Source organism: Streptomyces sp. NPDC050988 (genome assembly GCF_044456225.1).
GTDB lineage: Bacteria > Actinomycetota > Actinomycetes > Streptomycetales > Streptomycetaceae > Streptomyces.
Genome location: NZ_JBITFQ010000009.1, coordinates 129,809 through 152,240 on the forward strand (window position 1 = coordinate 129,809; position 22,432 = coordinate 152,240).

Consider the following 22,432-nt stretch of genomic DNA (forward strand, 5'->3'; position numbering starts at 1 on the left):
CGGCCTAGCGTTCCCCCGTGACCCGTGATCTTCTCCGAGACCTGTACGCGACCGCGGCCGCCGCGCTGCTCGTCGTGGCGGCCGCGCTGGTCGGCACCGCGATCGAGCGGGAGCACGGCACCCTGCACGTGGGTTGGCCACCCCTCTACGCCAACTGGGGACCCCACTTCGGCCCCGGCACCCCTGCGGCGCTCGTCGTCGCGGTCGGCGTCGTGGCGTACGGGCCGCGAGTGGCCGCCCGGCTGCCGTGGCGCGCCCTGCTGGGTGTCGCCTGGGGTACGGCCATGGCGTGGACGTGGTCACTGGCGCTGATCGACGGCTGGCAGCGCGGTATCGCGGTCCGACTCACGACCAGGTACGAGTACTTGCAGGTCATCGACCGCTTCCAGGACATCCCCGCGACGCTGCGGGACTTCACCGGCCACATCCTGCTCCACTCCCCCGATCACTGGCCCCCGCATGTGGCGGGCCATCCTCCGGCGGCGACGCTCACGTTCGTCCTGCTCGACCGGGCTGGGCTCGGCGGCGGAGGCTGGGCCGGAGCCTTCTGCATCACTGTCGGTGCGTCGGCGTGCGTGGCGGTCCTGGTCGCCGTGCGGGCGCTCGCGGACGAGGCACTCGCGCGCCGGGCGGCGCCGTTCCTGGTGATGGCGCCGGCCGCGGTGTGGATGGGGACGTCCGCGGACGGCTACTTCGCGGCGGTCGCCGCCTGGACGATCGCCTTCCTCGCCCTCGCGGTCACCGGACACCGGCCGCGGCTCACCGGTTTCGCCTCCGGCCTCCTCTTCGGCCTCACCTGCTATCTCTCCTACGGGCTCACCCTGTTGGCCGTGCTCGCGGGCGCCGTCCTGCTGCTCGGCCCGCTACGAACCAGGCCCCTGCCCTACGCCCTTGCCGGAGTCGCCGTCGTCCCCGTCGTGTTCACCCTCGCGGGCTTCGACTGGTGGGAGGCGTACCACCTGCTCGTTGAGCGCTACTACCAGGGAGCCGGCGGCATCCGGCCCTACGGCTACTGGGTGTGGGCCAACCTCGCCTGCACGGTCCTGATCGTGGGCCCGGCAACGGTGGCGGGCCTGCGCCGCACCGGCGCCAAGCTCCTCAAGACCCCGCCACGGCTCGGGGCACGTTCCCCCCTCGACGCTCCTCCGCGCGGGCGGGCACCCGACCACCGCGGCGCCTCCGCACGGGTCGGCTCTGCCCTGCGCCGACGGATCCTGCCCTGGGCGGACATGCCCGGCACCTCCGCCGGTCTCCGCCTCGCCGTGCTGGTCGCCGCCGCGTCCGCCGCTCTGCTCGTCGCGGACCTGTCCGGGATGAGCAAGGCGGAGACCGAGCGCATCTGGCTGCCGTTCGCCATGTGGCTACTGGCCTCGTGCGCGTTCCTGACCCGCCCCCGCGCCTGGCTCGCGGCGCAGGCAGCGCTCGCCCTGCTTCTCAACCACCTGCTGCTGACGGGGTGGTGACTTCGATTCCGGCGCACCGGGCCGCCTCGGCGGCCATTGCGGGAGAGCACGTCGCACGGCGTCTTCAAGGAGACTCCCGGACTCTTACAAGAGTCTGACGCGGCGACTGTTCCGCATCGTCACACCGCTCCCACTGTCCACTCTGGTGTCACCCACAACCGTGGACCGCACCGCGCGGAAACAGCAGAAACAGCAGAAACAGAGGAACGGGACGTGAACATGCACAGCAGCCGCAAGACCGACCGCCGCAGGAGCCGACCCGCCGGCATGGGTGGAGGTCACCGGGTGAAGTCCAGGACACGGCGCATCGTGATCGGCGGCGGGGCCCTGGCCATCGCCGGGGCGGCCACGGTGGCTGTGTCGCTGGCTTCGGCCGGCCAGTACTCCGGGAGCACCGCCGGGGCCGACCACGCCGTGTTCGTCCAGGGCAACGAGCTGGACGGCAACACCATCCATGTGTTCGCGCGGGGCGACGACGGCAGGCTGAGCCCCTCGGGGAGGTATGCGACCGGTGGCCGGGGCGGTGACCAGGTCGACGCGCCCACCGACTCGCTCGCCTCCCAGGGCTCGCTCGTCCACGACGACGCCTCGGGCACGCTGCTGGCCGTCAACGCGGGCAGCGGCACGGTGACGTCCTTCCGCGTCGAAGGGCAAGAGCTGCGGGACCGACGCGTCGTGGACTCCGGCGGCGAGTTCCCGTCCGGCCTGGCGGTGCACGACGGGATCGCGTACGTGATGAACGCGGGCGGCGAGGGAAGCGTCCAGGGCTTCAGGATCACCAGTCAGGGGCTCAAGCCCTTGAAGGGGTCCTACCGTTCCCTGGGCCTCAAGAACGAGGACATACCCCGGTTCGACACCTCGCCGGGTCAGGTCGAGTTCGCCCCGGACGGCCGCAGCCTGATGGTCACCACCAAAGGCAACAACACCGTCGAGGTCTTCCCGATGAAGCGCGACGGACTGCCGGCCGTCGCCGAACCGGTCGTCAACAAGTCGGTCGGCGGCGTACCTTTCGCGATCAGCTTCGACAGGACCGGGAAGCGGATGCTGGTCGCGGAGGCCGAGAAGTCCACCGTCACCACGTACGCGGTGCGGCGCGACGGCAAGCTGAAGGTCCTTCAGCAACCCTTGGCCAGCGGCCAGGAGACCCTCTGCTGGCTGGAGCGCGCGGGCGACTACTTCTTCGGCGGCAACACCGGGAACTCCACCGTCACCGGGTACCGCATGGACAAGCGGGGCAAGCTGGCCCTGACCAACGACGTGGGTGTCGCCACCCCGCCCTCCGCCAAGTCCCAGGGCGTGATCGATCTCGCCGTGACCGAGGACGAGAAGTTCGTCTACGTCCAGAACGCCGTGTCCGGCACCGTCGACGGCTTCCGCGTCGAGTCCGACGGCGCCCTCACCAAAGTCACGACAGCCGAGGGCCTGCCCGCCTTCGACGAGTCCGGCATGGAGGGCATCGTCGCCGTCTGACACGGGGCCACGACCGTCGCCGAGAGCCTTGTGGTGGTGTCCGAGGCACTGGCCCGAAGAGACGGGTCGGCGCCCCGGCAGGTTTCACTTCGCGCGCCGGTCGCCGAATGCGGCTCCCAGCCGGCGCCACTGCCGCATCGGGAGTTCCATCATGTCGCCGGTCAGCACCTGGAGAGCGACATGGTCGGCGCCGGCGTCCAGGTGTTCGTCGACACGGTGGAGGATGGCGTCCTCGTCACCCCACACGACCAACGCGTCCACGAGTCGGTCGCTGACGGTCTCCACGTCGTCGGAGGAGAACCCCGACCGCAGCATCTTGTTGGCGTAGGTGGCGAAGGACAGGTAGCCGATCAGGAACTCCCGGCCGATGGTGCGCGCCTCGTCGGCGTCATCAGTGAGGACGACCGTCTGTTCCGGCGCCAGCAGCGGTCCGGTCCCGAGGATCTCGCGGGCCTCGCGGGTGCTGTCGGGGAGGATCAGATAGGGATGCGCCCCCCCGCCCGCTCGGCCGACAGGGCCAGCATCTTCGGGCCGATCGCGGCGAGGACCCGGTGGTCGCTGGGCACCTGGGCGGGCGCGGCGTCCAGGTCGTCCAGGTACGTGCGCATCGCGGCCAGCGGCTTCCGGTACCGGCCGGGTTCCAGCGACGCGTCGACCACCGCCGCATGGCTGACGCCGATGCCGAGCAGAAATCGGTCGGCGTGGGCTTCTCGCAGTTCGGCGTAGGCCGCGGCGACCTGTGCCGGGTCATGCATCCAGAGGTTGAGGACGCCGGTGGCGATCGTCGTGCGCTCGGTGGCCTTGAGCAGGTTCTCCACCGATTCGAGCACCGAGCCGCCAGAGTCGGGGATCCATAGAGCGCCGAAGCAGTACGCAACCGGCGTTCGGTGATCGAGGCCGCCCGCGACGCGTTCGCCCGTCACGGCGTGACCGCGTCGCTGGACGATGTCGCACGCGCGGCCGGAGTCGGCCCCGGCACCCTGTACCGCCACTTTCCGAGCAGGGACGACCTGATCCTGGCGGTGATCACCGAAGGTCTGGCCGATCTGCACCGGCTCGGCGTCGAACTGCTCGACGAGACCGACCCCCTCAAGGCGGTCAACCGCTGGCTGGAGGCCTACATCGAGCAGTGCGGCATGTACGACGGCCTGGCCCAGGCCCTCGCTCGCACACCGGTTCACGAGAGCGACACCTGCCGGCTTTCCATCGATGCAGGCACGGCGCTCATCCGCCGCGCAGCCGAAGCCGGCTCACTCCGTGCGGACGTCGACGCCGACGACGTACGGCATCTGGCCGGGGCCATTGCCTGGGTCGACGGGCAGCTGCCGCCCGACCCGGACCGGCGGACCCGGCTGTTGCAGATGATGCTCGACGGGATTCGCCGCCGCTGACAGAAGAACCAGGGCGCCGGGCCACGGCCGACCAGGCACGAGGCCGGTCGGGCACGAGGCCGGTCGGGCTTGTCCGACGGTTCCCGGCTGCCGTGGAGGATGCCCTCCTTGTCCCACGTTCAACTCCCTTGTGCGTCGGCACCGTTGACGCTCCTCCTCCCCCTCACTACCTTCCGAGAGCGCTCTCATGTTCATTCCCCCAGCCCCGGCCTTCGCTCGCACCGGTGTCGTCCGCGAAGGAACAAGACCGGTTCCACGGCAAGGATCAGGGGCGTTGCCCTGACAGAGAGGCCCCATGACTCTCCTTCCAAGACTCCGAATCCCCAGACGGTCGGCCGCGGTCCTCGCCCTCGCCCTGCTCGCGGGACTCGCCCCGCAGTCGGCGTCCGCCACCGGCTCCGCCGCCGCGGCGACCATCTGCAACAAGTACTGCGACGCCCGTGACCCCGCTCTCTCCCCCGACGACCGGACTCCGGTCACGGCGGCCGTCCACGGGCGGTCGATCGCCCTCCACTTCGACGACACCGACGCGATGGGCTGGGCGTCCATCGGCAACGGCAACCCGGGCGACGAGGTCTGGCTCGACCGCTCCTTCGACGGCGGCCGCACCTGGAGTTCGGGCAGCAAGCTCGGCGACACGACCGTCCCGGCAGGCCAACGCGGCTGGCGCACGCTCATGTTCAACGTGGACGACTGGAACAACCGCGGCGTCGGCGCCCTGCGCGCCTGCGGCAAGGCCGGCGACCGCACCGAGATCGCGTGCACCCCGTGGGCCCGCACCACATGGAACGCCGGCAACCGGCGCACCGCCGCGGCCACCGGGCTGATGACCTTCTACAACTACGGAACCGGCCTGTTCGACACCACCGGCTGGTGGAACTCGGCCAACGCCCTCAACGCCCTCGTCGACAACATCCGGGTGACGGGCATGAACAGCTACTCGTACGCGATCTCCCGCACGTACGACCTGAACCTCAACGCCAAGGACGGGCAGTTCCGCAACGAGTACATCGACGACACCGGCTGGTGGGGGCTCGCCTGGATCGCCGCGTACGACCTGACGGGCGACCGCCGCTATCTGGACACGGCCCGCGCCGACGCCGACCACATGGCCGCGTACTGGGATGGCACCTGCGGCGGCGGAGTGTGGTGGAGCACGGCGAAGACGTACAAGAACGCCATCGCCAACTCCCTCTACATCCAGCTCAGCGCCGCCCTGCACAACCGCATCCCGGGCGACACGACGTACGTGAACCGGGCCCGGGCCGGGTGGTCATGGTTCCAGGGCACCGGCATGATCAACGGCTCGAACCTGGTCAACGACGGAGTCGACCTGTCCACCTGCCGCAACAACGGCCAGGCCGTCTGGTCGTACAACCAGGGTGTCCTGCTCGGCGCACTCACCGAGCTCAACAGGGCGACCGCCGACGGTCAACTCCTCACCCGCGCACGGCAGATCGCCGACGCCGCGACCACGACCTCCTCGCTCCACACCGCCGACGGCATCCTGCGCGATCCGTGCGAGGGCGGCGACTGCGGCGGCGACGGGCCGTCCTTCAAGGGCGCGCACGTACGCGGTCTGGGCAAGCTCAACTCGGCGCTGCCGGACCACCCGTACACCGGCTACCTCCAACGCCAGGCGGACCGTGCCCATACGAGCGACCGGAACGCCCTCGACCAATACGGACTGCGCTGGTTCGGCCCGGTCGACAAGCTGGACGCGGCACGGCAGCAGAGCGCTCTCGACCTGCTCAACGCGGCGCCATGAGGCGGGAGTTCATCGAACGTCCGACAACGTTGTCTGCAATTGGTCTGGACAATTGGCCGGGTGAATGCTGTGGTAGTCGTGCAGCAAGTTCTCTCGTGTTGAACAAGTTCCACCGTCCTGCGGGCGGCGTTCCTCCGTGCGCCACCGAGACACTGGAGCGATCACCGTGCTGAGACCCATACCGACCTGGCGGCGCGTCACGACCGCCGCCACGGTGCTGGCACTCGCCGTCACCGGCCTCCTCGCCTCCGGCACGGCTCCCGCCGGTGCCGCCGCGGCGGCCTGGACCCCCAAGCCCGCGCCGATGACGACGCCGTGGACCGACCAGGTACCGGTAGACAACCCGCTGCCGGAGTATCCACGACCGCAGCTCACACGCCCCGACTGGGCCAATCTCAACGGCATCTGGGACTTCGCCGTCACGTCTCGCGACGCCGGTCAGCCGTCGTCGTTCGGCGAGCAGATCCGGGTGCCGTTCGCACCGGAGTCCGCGCTCTCGGGCATCCAGCGGAAGATCACCGAGAACGACAAGCTCTGGTACAAGCGCACCTTCACCGTCCCGTCCGGCTGGAGCGGCCGCCGTGTCCAGCTCAACTTCGGCGCCTCCGACTGGGAGACCACGGTCTGGGTCAACGGGCAGCAGGCCGGGGGCCGTCCACCGAGGGGGCTACGACTCCTTCTCGTACGACATCACGCCGCTGCTGAACGGCGGCGCCACCAACACGATCGTCGTGTCCGCGTACGACGCCACGCAGACCGGCGGCCAGGCCGTCGGCAAGCAGCGCATCCAGGACGTCACCCCGCACGCCGGGCGCAGCATCTTCTACACCGCCACGTCCGGGATCTGGCAGACGGTCTGGCTGGAGCCGACCGCCGCCGCGCGCATCACCCGGCTCGACATGGTCCCGAACCTCCAGGACAACACGCTGCAGGTGACGGTGCGCGCTGCCGGGGCCGACGGCGCGAGTGCCAAGGTCACCGTCTCCAGCGGCGGCACGCAGGCCGGCAGTGTCACCGGCGCGGTCGGCCGGCAGTTCTCCGTGCCGGTGCCCAACGCCCGCCTGTGGACGCCGGAGGATCCGTTCCTGTACGACGTCACGGCTGAGCTCTCCGGCAGCGCGGGCGCCGACCGGGTCGGCTCGTACGCGGGCATGCGGTCGATCGCGGTGCGGAACGTGGGCGGTGTCCAACGCCCCGTGCTCAACGGGTCGTTCGTCTTCCAGAGCGGCACCCTGGACCAGGGCTACTGGCCGGACGGCCTCCACACCGCTCCCACCGACGCGGCCCTCAGGTACGACCTGCAGAAGCACAAGGACCTCGGCTTCAACATGGTCCGCAAGCACATCAAGGTCGAGCCGCAGCGGTGGTTCTACTGGGCGGACCGCCTGGGGCTGCTGGTGTGGCAGGACATGCCCGCCATGGACAGCGGAAAGAGCCCGTCCGCCGCGGCCCGCACCCAGTGGGAGTACGAGTACCGCGCCGTCATCGACGAGCACCGCAGCTCGCCCTCGCTGATCCTGTGGGTCAACCAGAACGAGGGCTGGGGCCAGTACGACCAGGCCCGCATCGCGGACATGGTCAAGTCGTACGATCCCTCACGCCTCGTCGACAACATGAGCGGCGTCAACTGCTGCGGCGCCCAGGACGGCGGCAACGGCGACGTGGTCGACAGCCACAACTACGTCGGTCCCGGCAACACGCCGACGGAGTCGGTACGCGCCTCCGTGCTGGGCGAGTACGGCGGTCTGGGCATCCGGGTCTCCGGTCACGAGTGGTATCCGGGCGGCGGGTTCAGCTACGAGGACCAGCCGAGCCTGTCCGCCCTCAACGACCGCCTGGTGGGGCTGCTCGACGGCATCCGGGAGAACTCGATGCCCGCGGGCGGCCTGTCGGCGGCCGTCTACACCCAGATCACGGACGTCGAGAACGAGGCCAACGGCCTGCTGACCTACGACCGTCAGATCGTCAAGGTCGACGAGGCCCGCGTCCGGGCGGCCAACCAGGCGCTGATCACGGCGTCCCGCACGGTCGGACCGACGGTGAAGCTGCCGGTGGAGCAGTACGTGTCGATCCGGGTCACCACTCCGGGCTACACCGACCGCTACCTCCGTCACCAGGACGGGCTCGGCTTTACCGAGGTGGTGACCTCGGGCAGCACGGCCCTGTTGAAGGAGGACGCCACCTGGAAGGTGAAGCCGGGTCTCGCCAACCGGCTCTGCTACTCCTTCGAGTCCCGCAACTACCCGGGCGAGTACCTGCGCCACCGCGAGTTCCGCGTCCGGCGCGACGCGAACGACAACTCCACGCTCTACAAGGAGGACGCGACCTGGTGCCCGGTGCAGGGCAGCGGCGGCATCCGGCTGTCGGCGTCCGGCTTCCCCCGCCAGTACCTGCGGCACATCAACTCGGAACTCTGGCTGGCCCAGCAGGGCGGCACGCACACCTGGGACAACCCGGCGAGCTTCGTCCCGGACACCACCTGGGCGGTCTCGGCACCCTGGGCTCCCTGAGCACGACCGCTCCCGTACAGCAGGCGCTCTTCAAAGTGGCCGCCCTCCGCGGGCGGCCACCCCCTCCCTTCCGCGCACGGCCCTCACGGATTGGCGGTACGTCATGTCAGCGCGGCCCCACCCGGTCCTCGGCAGACTCCTCACCCCGTTGCTCACCCCGTTCCTCGCCCTGATCCTGGCCCTGACCGGCCTCGTCGCCCTCCCCGCTCCAGCCGCCCATGCCGCGACGCCGGTGTGTGCCCTGGCGTGCGACACCCTGGACCCCTCGAAGGCACAGCAGGACACCTTCCCGGTGCCGAGCAAGACCATCAACGGCCGGATCGTCCGGCTGCACGTCTCCGACCCGGACAACATGGCCTGGGCGAGCATCGACAACGGCACGACGGGCGAGTCGGTCTGGCTGGACCGGTCCTGGGACCGGGGCGCCACTTGGGAAGGTGTGCTCGGCAAGGCGAGCATCCCCGGCACCTGGACCGGCACCCGCACGCTGATGTACAACATCTCCGACCCGGTGGGGCACCGGCGCGGCTGGATCCGCGCCTGCGGTGACGCCGGCGGTGTCACCTGCACCGACTGGGCGTACCCGAAGGTCTGCGACGGCTCGTTCTGCGACGGCGCCGACCCCGCCACCGCGTCCGGCGACGACACCCCCGTACCGTCGACCACCCTCTTCGGGCGCACCATCAGCCTGCATGTCGACCAGCGCAACGGCATGGCCTGGGGCGTCGTCGGAAGCGGCGGCGCGGGCGACGAGATCTGGCTCGACCGCTCCTGGGACGCCGGCGCGAGCTGGCCCGAGGGCGCTTCCCTCGGCCGTACGAGCGTGCCGTCGGGGGCAACTTCGACCCGAACCGCCATGTTCGCCACCCGGGACCCAAAGGGCCTGCTGTACGGCGGGGCCGTCCGCGCCTGTGGCCGTGAGGCCTCCCACCAGGAGGGCAGTTGCACCGCCTGGGCCAGGCCCGCACCGACCCGGGCACGTGCGGGGGCGGACGCGCTGATGGCTTCGTACCAGACCAACGAGGGCTGGTGGCGCAGCAGCTGGTGGAACTCGGCCGTCGCCATCACCTCGGTCATCGACTTCGCCGAACGCACCGGGCGGCACGACTACGACTGGGCGATCTCCCGTACCTTCGAGCAGAACCGGGGCGTCTTCCCCGCGGGCGTGCGCAGTTCGGACCCGATCGAGGGGCACTTCATCAGCCGTGCGATCGACGACGCGGGCTGGTGGGCCATCGCCTGGCTGGCGGCGTACGACTACACGGGCGACCGGCGCTACCTGGACGAGGCCGTGACGATCGCCAACTACGTGCACCAGTACTGGGATCCGAACACCTGCGGCGGTGGTGTGTGGTGGGACCGGGAGCGCACGTACAAGAACGCCGTCACCAACGGGCAGTACCTTTGGCTGACCACCTCTCTCCATCAGCGGATCTCCGGTGACACCGTGTGGGGCGCGCGGGCGACCACGGCCGCCAACTGGTACCTGGGCAGCGGACTGATCAACTCCTCCGGTCTGGTCAACGACGGGCTGAACGGAAGTTGCGGCAACAACGGCCAGACCGTGTGGAGTTACAACCAGGGCCTCGCCATCGGCGGCTTCACCCAGTTGTGGCGGTCCACCGGGAACAGCAGGTATCTGGACACGGCCAAGCGCCTGGCCGACGCCGCGATGTCCTCGTCGGCGCTGACCCGCGGCGGCGTCCTGACCGAGTCCTGCGACGTCGGCACGGGTTCCTGCGACGACAACCAGAAACAGTTCAAGGGCATCTTCATGCGGCACTTCGCCGACCTGGCGGACGCCACCGGGTCCGCCTCCTACCGGGCCTATGTGACGAAGCAGGCCGACTCGATCTGGAGCACCGACCGGGACCGCCTCAACCGACTGGGCCAGCGCTGGTCCGGCACAGCCCCCAACCCGTCGGACTGGCGCACCCAGGCCAGCGCGCTGGGTGCGCTGACGGCCGCGGAAGGTCCCTCGGCCCGGCGGTGAACTCCTGTACCGGATATACCGGAGAAGGGGGGTCAGCCGGTCCAGGTCCAGTCGGCGACCTCGGGCAGGTCCGTGCCGTGTTCGCGGATCCAGGTGTGGTGGCGGGTGCGGGCATCCGCCATCCGCTGGCGTACGGCGGCGGCGCGGACGCCGAGGCCGGGGACGCGGTCGATGACGTCCATGACGAGGCGGTAGCGGTCCATGTCGTTGCGGACGACCATGTCGAACGGGGTCGTGGTGGTGCCCATCTCCTTGTAACCGCGGACATGGAGGTTGGCGTGGCCGGTGCGGCGGTAGGCGAGGCGGTGGATGAGCCAGGGATAGCCGTGGTAGGCGAAGATCACCGGCTTGTCGGTGGTGAACAGGCCGTCGTACTCGAACTCGCCCATCCCGTGCGGGTGTTCCTCGCGCGGCAGCAGCCGGGCCATGTCGACGACGTTGACGACCCGGACGGCCAGCTCGGGCAGATGACGCCGGAGCAGATCGGAGGCGGCCAGGATCTCCTGGGTGGGGACATCGCCCGCGCAGGCCAGGACGACGTCGGGCTCGCGGTCTCCGTCGGCGGAGCCCGCCCACTCCCAGATCCCCGCTCCCCGTGCGCAGTGGACGCGGGCCTGGTCCATGGAGAGCCAGTCGAAGCAGGGCTGCTTGCCCGCGACGATCACGTTCACGTAGTCACGGCTGCGCAGGGCGTGATCGGCCACGGAGAGCAGGGTGTTGGCGTCCGGCGGCAGGTAGACCCGTACGACCTCGGGGCTCTTGTTCAGGACGTGGTCGACGAAGCCGGGGTCCTGGTGCGAGAAGCCGTTGTGGTCCTGGCGCCAGACATGCGATGTCAGAAGGTAGTTGAGCGAGGCGATCGGGGCCCGCCACGGCAACTCCCTCGATGTCTTGAGCCACTTGATGTGCTGGTTGACCATCGAGTCGACGATGTGCACGAACGCCTCGTAGCAGGAGAACAGACCGTGCCGTCCGGTGAGGAGATAGCCCTCCAGCCAGCCCTGGCAGAGGTGTTCGGAGAGGATCTCCATGACCCTGCCGTGCCGGTCCAGGTGTTCGTCCACCTGGAGCGTCTGCGCCTGCCAGGCCTTGCCGCTGGCGTTGAAGACGGCCTGGAGCCGGTTGGAGGCGGTCTCGTCGGGGCCGACGAGGCGGAAGTCACGACGGTCCGACGTCTCCCTCATGACCTGTTCCAGCAGGTCGCCCAGGACCCGGGTCGGCTCGTGCACGGTCTCGCCCGGCTTGTCGACGTGCACGGCGAATCGGTCGAGCGACGGGACGGGCAGGTCTCGTACGAGCAGGCCGCCGTTGGCGTGCGGGGTGGCGCCCAGCCGGCGGGTCCCCTCGGGGATGCAGGCGAGGACGTCCGCGGTGGGCCGGCCGTCGACGTCGAAGAGTTCCTCGGGCCGGTACGAGCGCAGCCACGTCTCCAACTGGCGCAGGTGGTCGGGGTTTTCGCGAACGCCCGCCAGCGGGACCTGGTGTGCCCGCCACGTTCCCTCGACCGGCTCCCCGTCGACCTCGGCGGGGCCGGTCCAGCCCTTCGGGGTACGCAGCACGATCACGGGCCAGTGCACCCGTTCCGTCGCGCCGTCCTCACGAGCCGTGTTCTGCATCAGCGCGATGCGGTCGAGGGCCTGGTCGAAGGCGCCGGCCATGGCGCGGTGGATCTCGCGCGGGTCGTCACTGGTGACGTGGATCGCCTCGTGTCCGTATCCCCGCAGCAGGGCGTCGAGTTCGTGCTCCGGAAGCCGGGACAGCACGGTCGGGTTGGCGATCTTGTAGCCGTTGAGGTGCAGGATCGGCAGGACCGCGCCGTCGTGCACCGGGTCCAGGAACTTGTTCGAGTGCCAGGAGGCGGCCAGTGGCCCGGTCTCCGCCTCGCCGTCACCGATCACGCAGGCGACCAGCAGATCGGGGTTGTCGAAGGCGGCCCCGTACGCGTGGGCGAGGGAGTAGCCCAGCTCGCCGCCCTCGTGGATCGAGCCCGGTGTCTCGGGGGCCACATGGCTGGGCACACCGCCGGGGAAGGAGAACTGCCGGAAGAGCCGGTCCATGCCGGCCGCGTCGCGCGAGACGTCCGGGTAGGTCTCGCTGTAGCTGCCCTCCAGCCAGGAATTGGCGAGGACGGCCGGACCGCCGTGGCCGGGACCCCAGACGCACAGGGCGTCGAGACCGCGGGCCTTGATCACGCGGTTGAGGTGTGTGTGCACGAGGTTGAGGCCGGGCGAGGTGCCCCAGTGGCCGAGCAGCCGGGGCTTGATGTGCGCGGGTGCCAGCGGCTCGGTGAGCAGCGGATTGGCCATCAGGTAGATCTGGCCCACGGCAAGGTAGTTGGCGGCCCGCCAGTGGGCGTCCAGGGTGCGCAGTTCCTCGTCGGTCAGTACGGTGCTGTCCTGGTGTTCGACGTTGGTCATGGTGACTCCAGAGGTCATCGAAGGACGTCATCGAGCGGAGGAGGCGGCATGGCCGGCAAGAAGACGGCGAAGGTGCCGCGCGCGGCGTACGAGCAGGAGCTGCTGCGTCTGCAGACGGAGCTGGTGAAGCTCCAGGAGTGGGTGCGGGCCGAGGGCACCCGGCTGGTGGTGGTCTTCGAGGGGCGCGACGCGGCGGGCAAGGGCGGCACGATCAAGCGGGTCTCGGAGCACCTCAACCCGCGCGTCGCGCGGACCGTGGCGCTGCCCAAGCCGACCGAGCGCGAGCGCACCCAGTGGTACTTCCAGCGGTACGTCGAGCATCTGCCCGCAGCCGGGGAGATCGTGCTGCTCGACCGCAGCTGGTACAACCGCGCCGGTGTCGAGCACGTCATGGGTTTCTGCACCAAGGAGGAGTACCAGCTCTTCCTCCGTCAATGCCCGATCTTCGAACGAATGCTGGTGGAGGAAGGGATCCTGCTGCGCAAGTACTGGTTCTCGGTGAGTGACACGGAGCAGCAGAAGCGGTTCCGGCAGCGGCTGAAGGACCCGACGCGGCGCTGGAAGCTCTCTCCGATGGACCTGGAGTCGATCACCCGCTGGGAGGCGTACTCCCGGGCGAAGGACGAGATGCTGGTGCACACGGACGTCTCGGAGGCCCCGTGGTTCGTCGTGGAGAGCGACGACAAGCGCCGGGCCCGCCTGAACATGATCGCCCATCTGCTGAGTTCCGTTCCGTACCACGAGGTGCCGCCGCCGGTGCTGGAGCTGCCGCCCCGGCCGCCGTCGACCGGCTACCAGCGCCCGCCGCGCGATCTGCAGACATACGTTCCCGATCACGCGGCGAGCCTCTGAGCCGGCCGCAGCGGTACGCCGGCATGGGCGGCCTCGTCCGCCGCCCGGTCGACGGCGCATGCAGGGTCCGGAGCCGTCGGCACCGACGACACCGACGACACCGACGACACCGACGACCGGGGGATACTCCACCGTCCTCACCTTCCTTCACCGGGGTCGAGGACGATCCTTGCCGTGATCCGGCCGCGCGGCACCTCGTCGACGCGCTCTGTGACGCTCGCGAGCGGGCCGGCGGGTCTCCAGGCCCATCGTGATCCGGCCCGCCGAGTGCAGCCGGTGGACACCGGCCGGGTCGGCGTCTCGCGGCCGTCCGCCACTCGGTGGATCCTGAGGTCACGCGGCAGAAGGAGGCTCATGGCAAGGAGCGCGGGCGGGCACGTTCCGGGGCGCCGTCCGGCACAGGGGCCCGGCACTCTCCTCGGGCACCTCGCGCCCGGAGTCGGCACGCTCCTCGGCTACCGGCGCTCGTGGCTGAAGGGCGACCTGCTGGCCGGGGTGACCGTGGCCGCGTACCTCGTCCCGCAGGTGATGGCGTACGCGGGCGTGGCGGGTCTGCCGCCGGTCGCCGGGCTGTGGGCGATCCTGCCCGCACTCGCGCTGTACGCCGTGTTCGGCTCCTCACGTCTGCTGTCGGTCGGTCCCGAGTCGACGACCGCGCTGATGACGGCGACCGTGGTCGCCCCGCTGGCCGCCGGAGACCCGGATCGCTACGCCGCCCTGGCGGCCGCCCTCGCACTCACGGTGGGCCTGTTGTGCCTGGTGGCGTGGGCGGTGCGGCTGGGGTTCCTCGCGGACCTGCTCTCCCGGCCCGTCCTGATCGGCTACCTCGCGGGCGTGGCACTGATCATGATCGTGGACCAGCTGCCCAAGCTCACCGGCGTACGCACGACGGGTTCGGCGTTCTTCGCCCAATTCTGGTCCTTCGTACGGCACCTGACGCAGGTCCACGCGGCGACGCTGCTCTTCGGCGCCGTCACACTCGCGTTCCTCTTCACCGTGGCGCGGTTCTTCCGGACGGTCCCCGGCCCCCTGCTGGCCGTGGTGCTCGGCACGGCGACCGTGGCGATGTTCGACCTCGACGACCGGTACGGCATCAAGGTGATCGGCGAGGTCCCGTCGGGGCTGCCCGGCCTCGCCGCGCCCGACCTGACCGAACTGGCACACCTGGTCCTGCCGGCCCTCGGAGTCCTCCTCGTGGGCTACACGGACTTCATCCTCACCGCGCGTGCCTTCACCGTCGACTCCTCCGACGATTCCTCCGGCGACAAGAGCCCCGGCCTCGACCCCAACCAGGAGTTCCTGGCCCTCGGCGCGGCCAACCTGGGTGCGAGCGCACTGCACGGTTTCCCGGTGAGCAGCAGCGCCAGCCGGACCGCGCTCGCCTCCTCGGCGGGTGCCCGCAGCCAGGCGTACTCGCTGGTCGCCGGTGCGGTGGTCCTCGCGGTCCTGCTCTTCCTGAGCCCGCTGCTGGCCCGCACGCCCTCGGCCGTCCTGGGCGCGCTCGTCGTGTACGCCGCCGTCCGCATGATCGACCTGGCGGGCTTCCGCCGACTGGCGTCCTTCCGCCGCCGGGAACTGCTGCTGGCCCTCGGCTGCCTGGCCGGGGTACTGGCCCTGGACATCCTGTACGGCGTGATCGTCGCCGTCGGCCTGTCGGTCGCGGAGCTGCTGGTCCGCGTGGCCCGTCCGCACGATGCCGTCCAGGGAGTGGTCCCAGGTGTGGCCGGGATGCACGACATCGACGACTACCCACAGGCCCGCACCATCCCCGGTCTGCTGGTCTACCGCTACGACTCGCCCCTGTTCTTCGCCAACGCCGAGGACTTCCGGCGCCGGGCCCTGGCCGCCGTCGACGAACAGGAGGACCCGGTCCGGTGGTTCGTCCTCAACACCGAGGCCAACGTCGAGGTCGACATCACCGCCCTGGACGCCGTCGACGCGCTGCGCCTCGAACTGGCCCGACGCGGCATCGTGTTCGCCCTCGCCCGCGTCAAGCAGGATCTGATGGACGACCTGGACGCGTACGGCCTGACCGAGTCGGTCGGCGCCGATCTGGTCTTCCCGACGCTGCCCACCGCTGTCGCGGCGTACCACGAGTGGGGTCGCGCCAGGGGCACCGGGCCCGGGAAGGGGCACGACGCCGAGGAATCCGACCCGCCGACCGGCTGACCTGCCCGCCGGCTGACCCGCCCGTCGGCTAGGCAGCACCACGGACCGCTGGTCGCGACGCGGGCGGGGTGATGCCCGAGAGGTCGCGGGTGGTGACGCTGTTGCGGTCGCAGACCGATCGGCCGAGGGCGTGCTGCGGCCACAGGCCCGCCGCCACGCGTCGGCTGCGCTCGCTCCACTCGCGGGCCGGTCCGCTGCTCGTCTTGTAGTAGTTGAGGGCGTAGCCGCCCGTGTGGATCCGGAGGAGGCAGAAGCCGCCCGGGTACTCCTTCACGGCACTGACCTCCTGGAGCGTGACGTGCCGGGCCTGTGGGAGGACGGTGCGCTTGTTGCGGTGGGTGTGACCGGCGTGGTGGAGGAAGACGCCGGGGGCTACTGCGTAGGCGGCGAGAATCGCGCGGGCCTGGCGGCGGTTGAGGCGCTGGCCGCTCATCACGGGGAACAGTGAGTTGCGTACGGTCAGCGGGTGGTGTCCGAAGACCATGGTCGGCTGATCCCTGTTCTCCCTCAACCGGGCTCGGAACCAGGCTAGTTGGTCGGACGAGAGTCCGCCCGAGTCGCCGCCGTTGCCCCACTTCTCGTAGGTGTCCAGTCCGACGATCCGCAGCCCGCCGAGATCGCGTACGAAGTACGCGGGCCCGTCGCCACCGGGGAATTCGTGCAGGAAGCTGTCGCCGGACGGGACGTGGCCGCTCTTCGGTCCGGGCCGGTCGTGGTTCCCGCGGACGACGAAGTAGTCCTGTCCGTACGTGCCGAAGCCGTCCAGGATCTGTCTGGCCCCGGCCAGATCGTGCGGCGCGCCGCCGGCCGAGATGTCCCCTGCGGCCAGCAGATGGTCGGCTCCGCGCCGACGTGCCTCGTCGACCAGGGCCCGGCCCATGATCTCCGGATACGGGGCGAGGCCGAGCCGCTGCGAGACGCCCCGCATCAACGGAACCCCGGCCACAAGACCGGCCGTGGTCTCCCCCAGGTGCAGGTCGTTGCAGAGGGCGATCGTCCTCAGGTGGCGTCCGGGGGGAGGCTGGGGCGTAGTGAAGGAGTACGGGCCGCCGCGCGAGCCGAACCCGTGCAGCGAGGTTCCGACGGCGTTGCCCTTGACGAGGTGCAGCGGTGTGGGTGTGGCCGCCGAACCCCGGGAGCGGGCTTGGTAGTAGTACGTCTGTCCGGGTTCCAGGTCGGTCAGTTCCACGTAGTGATGGGCGGTGCGGCGGCCTTCGGAGGCGGTGAGGTTCAGTCGGGCGGGGTGGGTGCCGTAGACGACTTCACCCTCGGTCACCGCGGGGAGCAGGTGGCCGAATCCGTCGTCGCTGCCGGTCACGCCGGTGTACCAGGTGATGACAGCCAGGTCCTCGGTGAGGGTGACCAGTTCCAGGTTGACCGCGGACACGGCATCCGGGTCGCGGGGGTGGCGTATCTGCGTGGTACCGCGGCGGCCAGCGGCGTGGAGGGCTCGGAGCAGGGCGGGGGCGAGGAGTGCGGCGGATCGCAGGCCACCGTGGGGAGCGGAGAGGCAGCAATACATGTCTGATTCGTGCCCGCTGGTGGTGAACCGCAACAGTGCGGCGGACGGCGGCCACTTGAAACGCCGGCGTGCGCGGCTCTGTCGACGACGGCGTGCGCGGTTCTCACAGCAGGCCGAGGTCCCGGGCGCGCAGGGCCGCCTGGGTGCGGTCGCGCAGGGCGAGGCGGGTGAGGATGCGGGACACGTGGTTCTTGACCGTGCCCTCGCTGAGGTAGAGCCGCGCGGCGATCTCCCTGTTGGTGTGGCCCTGCGCCACGAGCCGCAGGATGTCCGTCTCACGCGGGCTCAGGGCGGCGGCAACAGTCTCGGCAGGGTTGGCGGTCGGGGCGGGCTTGGGGGCCGGCAAGGAGGCCGTGAGGTGGCGGGCGACGGACGAGTCGAGCTGGGTGACGCCCGCGTGCGCCAGGCGGACCGCGTGGGCGAGTTCCTCGGCCGGCAGGTCCTTGAGCAGGTAGCCGTGGGCGCCGGCCCGCAGCGCCTGCACGACGTACTCCTCGTCCTCGAACGTCGTCAGCATGACCACCCGGCACTCCGGTGCCTGGCGGCGGAGTACGGCGACGGCCTCGATCCCGTCCATCTCCGGCATCCGGACGTCCATGAGCACGACGTCCGGACCCAGTTCGAGAGTCTTCGCCACGGCGTCCCGTCCGTCCACGGCCGTACCGACGACCGCGATGCCCGGCCGGATGGCGAGCAGCGAGGCGATGCCGTCGCGGATGAGCCGCTGGTCGTCGACCACCAGCACCCGGACCGGCGGTGCCGGCTCCTGGTCGTCCATGGTCATCTCGACCCACGCCCGTCCCTGCTCATCTCCGCGCGGTCTTCCCGCGCGGCACGGTCACCGTAAGCCGCGTACCGGCATCCGGACCGCTGTCGATGTCCACGCTCCCCGCCACCAGGTGCACCCGTTCCCTCATCCCGAGGAGCCCGAACCCGCTGACGGCCGCGTCCGGTACGAAGCCACGGCCGTCGTCTGTCACCACCAGCCGCGCGGTGTCCTCGGCCAGCAGGACCGCCACCGTCACCCGCGTGGCCCGCGCATGGCGGCGCGCGTTGGTCACCGCCTCCTGGGCGGCCCGGTACAGGGCGGTCAGCTCGGCCGCGCCGAGGCCGTCCTCGTCGCCCGTCACCTCGACGGTGACCACCGGCCGGGCCCCGCCTCCGTGGGCCAGGCCGGAGAGCGCGGCCGAGAGCGTGGGGTGCGCCGCCTCGCCACGCAGCGCGCGCACCGACTGCCGTACGTCGCCGAGTGCGAGCTTCACCGAGCGCCTTGCCTCGTTCAGCGCCCGCTGGGCCGCGTCGGGGTCCAGGGCCCGGAAGTCGGAGGCCATCTCCAACTGCACGGACATCGCCGTGAGATGGTGACCGAGGCTGTCGTGGATGTCCCGCGCCAGCCGGTTGCGTTCGGTGGCGGCCGACAGCTCGGCGACCCGCGTCGCGTACTCCTCCAGTTCGCGCCGGGCCCGCTGTTCACCGACGGCCACGGCGGCCATCGAGAGTGCCAGTACTAGGCCGACGGTGAGCATCAACAGGTCGGAGATGTGCTCCAGATCGCGGTACCAGCCGGGAGCGGTCAGGACGTACAGCGTGAGTAGCCCGGCCAGGCAGAGCCCGCCCAGCGCGAGCGCGGTCGTACGGCCGAAGGCGAAGTAGGCGGTGAACGGCAGCAGCACGAACAGGACTTGGGCCAGGTCCGAGGCGTCGAGGGCCACCGCCGCGACGATCAGGGCACAGCGCGCCAGCAGCAGCGGCATCCGGGCCACGGGACGGCGGTGCCCCGCGGCCTCCAGGACGAACAGCGCCCCGATCGCGGCGACGAAGCCGATCGTCCGCCACACCGACGGGCCCGGGCCGTCGCCCAGTCCGGCCGCCGCGTAGTACAGACCGCCCACGAGCACGGCGCCGTACAGCAGCGGCGGCACCCACCGCACGGGCCCGTACGCCGCCATGGACACCCCCTTCACCCGCTGTCGTCAGGCTAGGCCGAACCCGACGGCTCAGCGGCCTCACCGCGGAAAATCCGGGCGGTCGAGGCCGAACGGCACGTGCCGAACGGCTGGACGGCGCACGGGAGATGGTGACTTCCGGCTGCCGATGTCCCCGTTCTGCACCTCCTGCTGCTGATCGGCGGCTCCCTACGGTTGCGGCCTGTCCCACTGCCAGAACCGTCGGAGCAACCGGAGTTGGCCTCATGTCCTCACCCCTTGCCTCACCCATCACCTCATCGACGATCCGCGCCGGCGCCCTGTGCGGAGTGCTGTCCAGTCTGTTGATCGCCCTCCCCTCGCTGGTCGAGGCGTTCACCGGGGAGACCACGGCGACCAGCGTCCCGCTCGGCCTCTCCCCCGCGTTCGCCCTGCCGCTGCTCACCGCGCTGCACCTGCGGCAGCGCCCCACCACCGGCCGCTTCGCAGAGGTGGCACACATCGTGAACCTCATCGGTATCGGCCTGTTCGGCAGTGCCGCGTTCGCCTCGAACCTGGTGTTGTTCTACTTCGACGACGACGTCATCGACGGGGCGCTGACCGGCCCGACGATCCCCGTGCTCATCGGCTGTGCGGCCGTGTTCGCCGTGGGTTGTGCGCTGTTCGGGGCGGCGATGATCCGCGCCCGGCTGTTTCCGAGGATTCCCGCCTGGGGCTACGCCGTCGTCCTGCCGCTGTTCGCGTTCCTCACCGGCCTGTCCGACAGCCTGCTCACGATCGGGCTGCACATCCTGGTGGGCGTCATCCTGATGTGGCTCGCGGCGGCGCTGTGGCGCACGGCACCGGAAGCCCAACACGCCACGGCCAAGGCCCGGGTGTCGGTCTGAAGGGGCAGACCACTCGCCGTCACGCGCAAGACCGCCGGGATGGCCCGTACTTCTCGTGCCGGGCCCGAGTGTGCCGCTCCGGTCCCGGCACGAGCAGTCCTTCTGAGGAATGCGCTGCGCCGGGGGCGCCCCGGGCACTGTCGGCGCGGGGGCGGTGCAGCGCAGGGGTACGCGGGCCGGCCGGGCTGCCTTCGCCCGGCCGGCCCGGCTGGGGTCAGGCGACGCTCAGGACCGCCTTGCCACGCAGACGGCCGGCGGACATCTCACGCAGCACCGCACCGGCGCTGCTCCAGTCGGCGGCGTGTTCCAGGCGATCTGCCGAGCCTGAGTACGGGCGAGGACCACCAACGGCACGACCAGCGCCAGTCCCGCGCCACCGCGATCGACCACGCGCGCAACTCGGCCCGAGCGGAGATCCGGGGCAGGGCCAGGGCCGGTCATGCGGCTACGCACGTGGCCCAAATGCGTATGATTGACCGAAACTTTCATCGCTTCGCACGCAGCGGTGCTCGTTCAGCGGCGGCCGACGCATCCTGTATCCGCCATTACCGCCACGCCCCTCCACACCCTTCCGAAGAGCCATCCGGCACGGCTCGCCGCGCTCATCGGGCCATCGATCCCGCGTTGCCGTGCACGAATACAGGAAGTGGCCATTCGTGGAGGCGCCTTCACGGTGGCATCACCGGACGCACACTTCCGGCCGAGCATCGCTCCGGATGTGTCCCTTGGGGAAGACGGTGCGTTCGCGGTTTGCCTAGCCTCCCGGGTCATGCGATCAACACAGATGAGACGCATCGGTCTCACCGGCATCCTCGCCCTCGTCCTCGCCCTGTTCGGTCTCGCGCCCAGCGCGAGCGCGGCCGAACCGGGCCCGGCCGATCTGACCTTCACCACCGACAGCGCCACCGCGACCCCGGGTGGCACGGTGAATCTGTCGATGACGCTCACCAACAACAGGACCTACGACGTCTGGTTCATCTACCAGACGATCGAGCCCACCTGGCTGACCACCCAACGGCCCGACCTCAAGTACAGCTTCACCGGCTGCAGCCTGGCCACGGCGGCCGGCAGCGTTCCGTGCACCGGCACCGGTCCCGCCAACCTCGGCACCAACTACGGCGCCACCATCCCGCCGGGGCAGAGCCGGACCGTCACGCTCACCCTTCAGGTCGCCGCCGACTCCGGCTGCAACGGGAACATCGGCTTCTACTCGTACTTCTACGCGGAGTTCAGCGACAGCGCCAACACCAGCGGCGGTCCGGTCTACACACCCGAGACCCGCGTCCTCTGCGCCTGACCTCGCCGCCGGCGCCACCTCGGGGTGCGCCCAACCGGGGCTGAGCCATGGCACACCGCCGGCGCCACACGACGTCAATGGCGGCCGGCCCACATGGGCCGGCCGCCACAGCTGCCGCATGTCCTGCGTTGCGGGTCACGGGCGCCGGTGGGAGAGCCGACGCGCCACCACCGGAATGATCACAGCGGCGGCGACCAGATGGGACATCGCCAGGACGATCTGGGTGGAGGTCGCGGTGTGCGGAGCCACCGCCGGACCGGCGACGGACAGCGCGGTGAGCGCGACCGTGGTCACCACGAAGGTGCGGGCGGGCCGCTTGGCCCAGCGCGCCAGAACCACCGCGAGAACGATGCCGACGACCGACCAGAACAGCACACCGCCGAAGAAGCCGCCCACTGGGATCTCCGCCGCTTCCGTGGCGCCGGGACTGGCCGCCTCCATCGGTACCCCGACGCCGCGGGCGATGAGCCCGAAGCCCTCGGTCACGACGGCACCGGCGAGTGTGGCGAGTACGCCGACCAGCCACACGGGGCGCGTGTCGAGCAGCCGGGCGGAACGGGCGGAGGACAGGGACGAGGTAGCGGGACGGGTCTGGGACGTGATTGCGCTCATGGCACTGACTCCTGCTTCGTTGTTGGGTGTTGATGCCTTTCGCAGGGGTAGACCTCGGTCCGCCCGACAACTCATCGGTCGCCGGTCACCTTCTTTCGGGGTGCGTGCGAGGGGAGTTCACGAAGGGGCTCGTCGAGATCCACCCGACATGCTTCG

17 protein-coding genes and 1 pseudogene are annotated in these 22,432 nt (G+C 70.5%); 10 read left to right on the top strand and 8 right to left on the bottom strand.

Features of this window, described 5'->3' with window-relative positions; genetic code table 11:
- The first annotated feature begins 17 nt into the window (after window positions 1-17).
- A complete protein-coding gene (locus tag ACIBEI_RS21440; protein WP_398891044.1) occupies window positions 18-1,463 on the top strand; it encodes a hypothetical protein in 1,446 nt (481 codons plus the stop codon).
- Between the two features lie 219 nt (window positions 1,464-1,682).
- The gene (locus ACIBEI_RS21445; RefSeq protein WP_398891401.1) at window positions 1,683-2,933 is read left to right on the top strand and encodes a lactonase family protein; all 1,251 of its coding nucleotides are present in this window, start codon (window positions 1,683-1,685) and stop codon (window positions 2,931-2,933) included.
- Window positions 2,934-3,017: 84 nt separating this feature from the next.
- Here the strand turns inward: ACIBEI_RS21445 and ACIBEI_RS21450 are convergent, their stop codons facing one another.
- Together ACIBEI_RS21450 and ACIBEI_RS21455 are read right to left on the bottom strand one after the other, a co-directional pair.
- Complete coding sequence (locus ACIBEI_RS21450) at window positions 3,018-3,248, bottom strand: hypothetical protein (protein ID WP_398891046.1); 231 nt, start codon at window positions 3,246-3,248, stop codon at window positions 3,018-3,020.
- Window positions 3,249-3,409: 161 nt separating this feature from the next.
- Window positions 3,410-3,856, bottom strand: a complete 447-nt coding sequence (locus tag ACIBEI_RS21455) for an LLM class flavin-dependent oxidoreductase (protein ID WP_398891048.1) — start codon at window positions 3,854-3,856, stop codon at window positions 3,410-3,412.
- A gap of 3 nt (window positions 3,857-3,859) precedes the next feature.
- On the opposite strand from ACIBEI_RS21455, the gene ACIBEI_RS21460 reads away from it, so the two are divergent.
- The 4 genes and pseudogenes from ACIBEI_RS21460 (at window position 3,860) to ACIBEI_RS21475 (ending at window position 10,595) form a co-directional block, all read left to right on the top strand.
- The gene (locus tag ACIBEI_RS21460) at window positions 3,860-4,324 is read left to right on the top strand and encodes a TetR/AcrR family transcriptional regulator (RefSeq protein ID WP_398891050.1); all 465 of its coding nucleotides are present in this window, start codon (window positions 3,860-3,862) and stop codon (window positions 4,322-4,324) included.
- 295 nt (window positions 4,325-4,619) lie between these two features.
- Complete coding sequence (locus ACIBEI_RS21465) at window positions 4,620-6,092, top strand: glycoside hydrolase family 76 protein (protein WP_398891052.1); 1,473 nt, start codon at window positions 4,620-4,622, stop codon at window positions 6,090-6,092.
- A 214-nt stretch (window positions 6,093-6,306) separates the two neighbouring features.
- Window positions 6,307-8,602, top strand: a pseudogene (locus ACIBEI_RS21470) (AbfB domain-containing protein).
- Between the two features lie 103 nt (window positions 8,603-8,705).
- A complete protein-coding gene (locus ACIBEI_RS21475; RefSeq protein ID WP_398891054.1) occupies window positions 8,706-10,595 on the top strand; it encodes a glycoside hydrolase family 76 protein in 1,890 nt (629 codons plus the stop codon).
- A gap of 32 nt (window positions 10,596-10,627) precedes the next feature.
- Here the strand turns inward: ACIBEI_RS21475 and ACIBEI_RS21480 are convergent, their stop codons facing one another.
- Complete coding sequence (locus ACIBEI_RS21480; protein ID WP_398891056.1) at window positions 10,628-13,012, bottom strand: phosphoketolase; 2,385 nt, start codon at window positions 13,010-13,012, stop codon at window positions 10,628-10,630.
- Between the two features lie 48 nt (window positions 13,013-13,060).
- On the opposite strand from ACIBEI_RS21480, the gene ppk2 reads away from it, so the two are divergent.
- Window positions 13,061-13,864: a polyphosphate kinase 2 gene (gene ppk2, locus ACIBEI_RS21485; protein WP_398891058.1), complete on the top strand. Its 804-nt coding sequence runs from the start codon at window positions 13,061-13,063 to the stop codon at window positions 13,862-13,864.
- 137 nt (window positions 13,865-14,001) lie between these two features.
- Here ppk2 and ACIBEI_RS21490 read toward each other — a convergent pair whose 3' ends face one another.
- Window positions 14,002-14,220, bottom strand: coding sequence for a hypothetical protein (locus ACIBEI_RS21490; protein ID WP_398891060.1), 219 nt, complete (start codon window positions 14,218-14,220; stop codon window positions 14,002-14,004).
- Here ACIBEI_RS21490 and ACIBEI_RS21495 point away from each other — a divergent pair.
- A complete protein-coding gene (locus tag ACIBEI_RS21495) occupies window positions 14,219-16,033 on the top strand; it encodes a SulP family inorganic anion transporter (RefSeq protein ID WP_398891062.1) in 1,815 nt (604 codons plus the stop codon). The two genes, ACIBEI_RS21490 and ACIBEI_RS21495, sit on opposite strands and share 2 nt — an antisense overlap.
- A 28-nt stretch (window positions 16,034-16,061) precedes the next feature.
- Here ACIBEI_RS21495 and ACIBEI_RS21500 read toward each other — a convergent pair whose 3' ends face one another.
- From ACIBEI_RS21500 to ACIBEI_RS21510, 3 genes are all read right to left on the bottom strand, one after another.
- Window positions 16,062-17,555 carry a metallophosphoesterase gene (locus tag ACIBEI_RS21500; protein ID WP_398891064.1) on the bottom strand — a complete coding sequence of 498 codons (1,494 nt, stop codon included), beginning with the start codon at window positions 17,553-17,555 and terminating at the stop codon, window positions 16,062-16,064.
- A 103-nt stretch (window positions 17,556-17,658) separates the two neighbouring features.
- The gene (locus tag ACIBEI_RS21505; RefSeq protein ID WP_398891403.1) at window positions 17,659-18,333 is read right to left on the bottom strand and encodes a response regulator; all 675 of its coding nucleotides are present in this window, start codon (window positions 18,331-18,333) and stop codon (window positions 17,659-17,661) included.
- Between the two features lie 28 nt (window positions 18,334-18,361).
- The gene (locus ACIBEI_RS21510) at window positions 18,362-19,504 is read right to left on the bottom strand and encodes a sensor histidine kinase (protein WP_398891066.1); all 1,143 of its coding nucleotides are present in this window, start codon (window positions 19,502-19,504) and stop codon (window positions 18,362-18,364) included.
- Window positions 19,505-19,746: 242 nt separating this feature from the next.
- On the opposite strand from ACIBEI_RS21510, the gene ACIBEI_RS21515 reads away from it, so the two are divergent.
- Both ACIBEI_RS21515 and ACIBEI_RS21520 read left to right on the top strand, forming a co-directional pair.
- Entirely contained in the window at window positions 19,747-20,367 is a 621-nt protein-coding gene (locus tag ACIBEI_RS21515) for a hypothetical protein (protein ID WP_398891068.1), read from the top strand.
- 769 nt (window positions 20,368-21,136) lie between these two features.
- Entirely contained in the window at window positions 21,137-21,664 is a 528-nt protein-coding gene (locus ACIBEI_RS21520; protein WP_398891070.1) for a hypothetical protein, read from the top strand.
- Between the two features lie 135 nt (window positions 21,665-21,799).
- Here the strand turns inward: ACIBEI_RS21520 and ACIBEI_RS21525 are convergent, their stop codons facing one another.
- A complete protein-coding gene (locus ACIBEI_RS21525) occupies window positions 21,800-22,276 on the bottom strand; it encodes a DUF6069 family protein (RefSeq protein ID WP_398891072.1) in 477 nt (158 codons plus the stop codon).
- Between the last annotated feature and the right edge of the window lie 156 nt (window positions 22,277-22,432).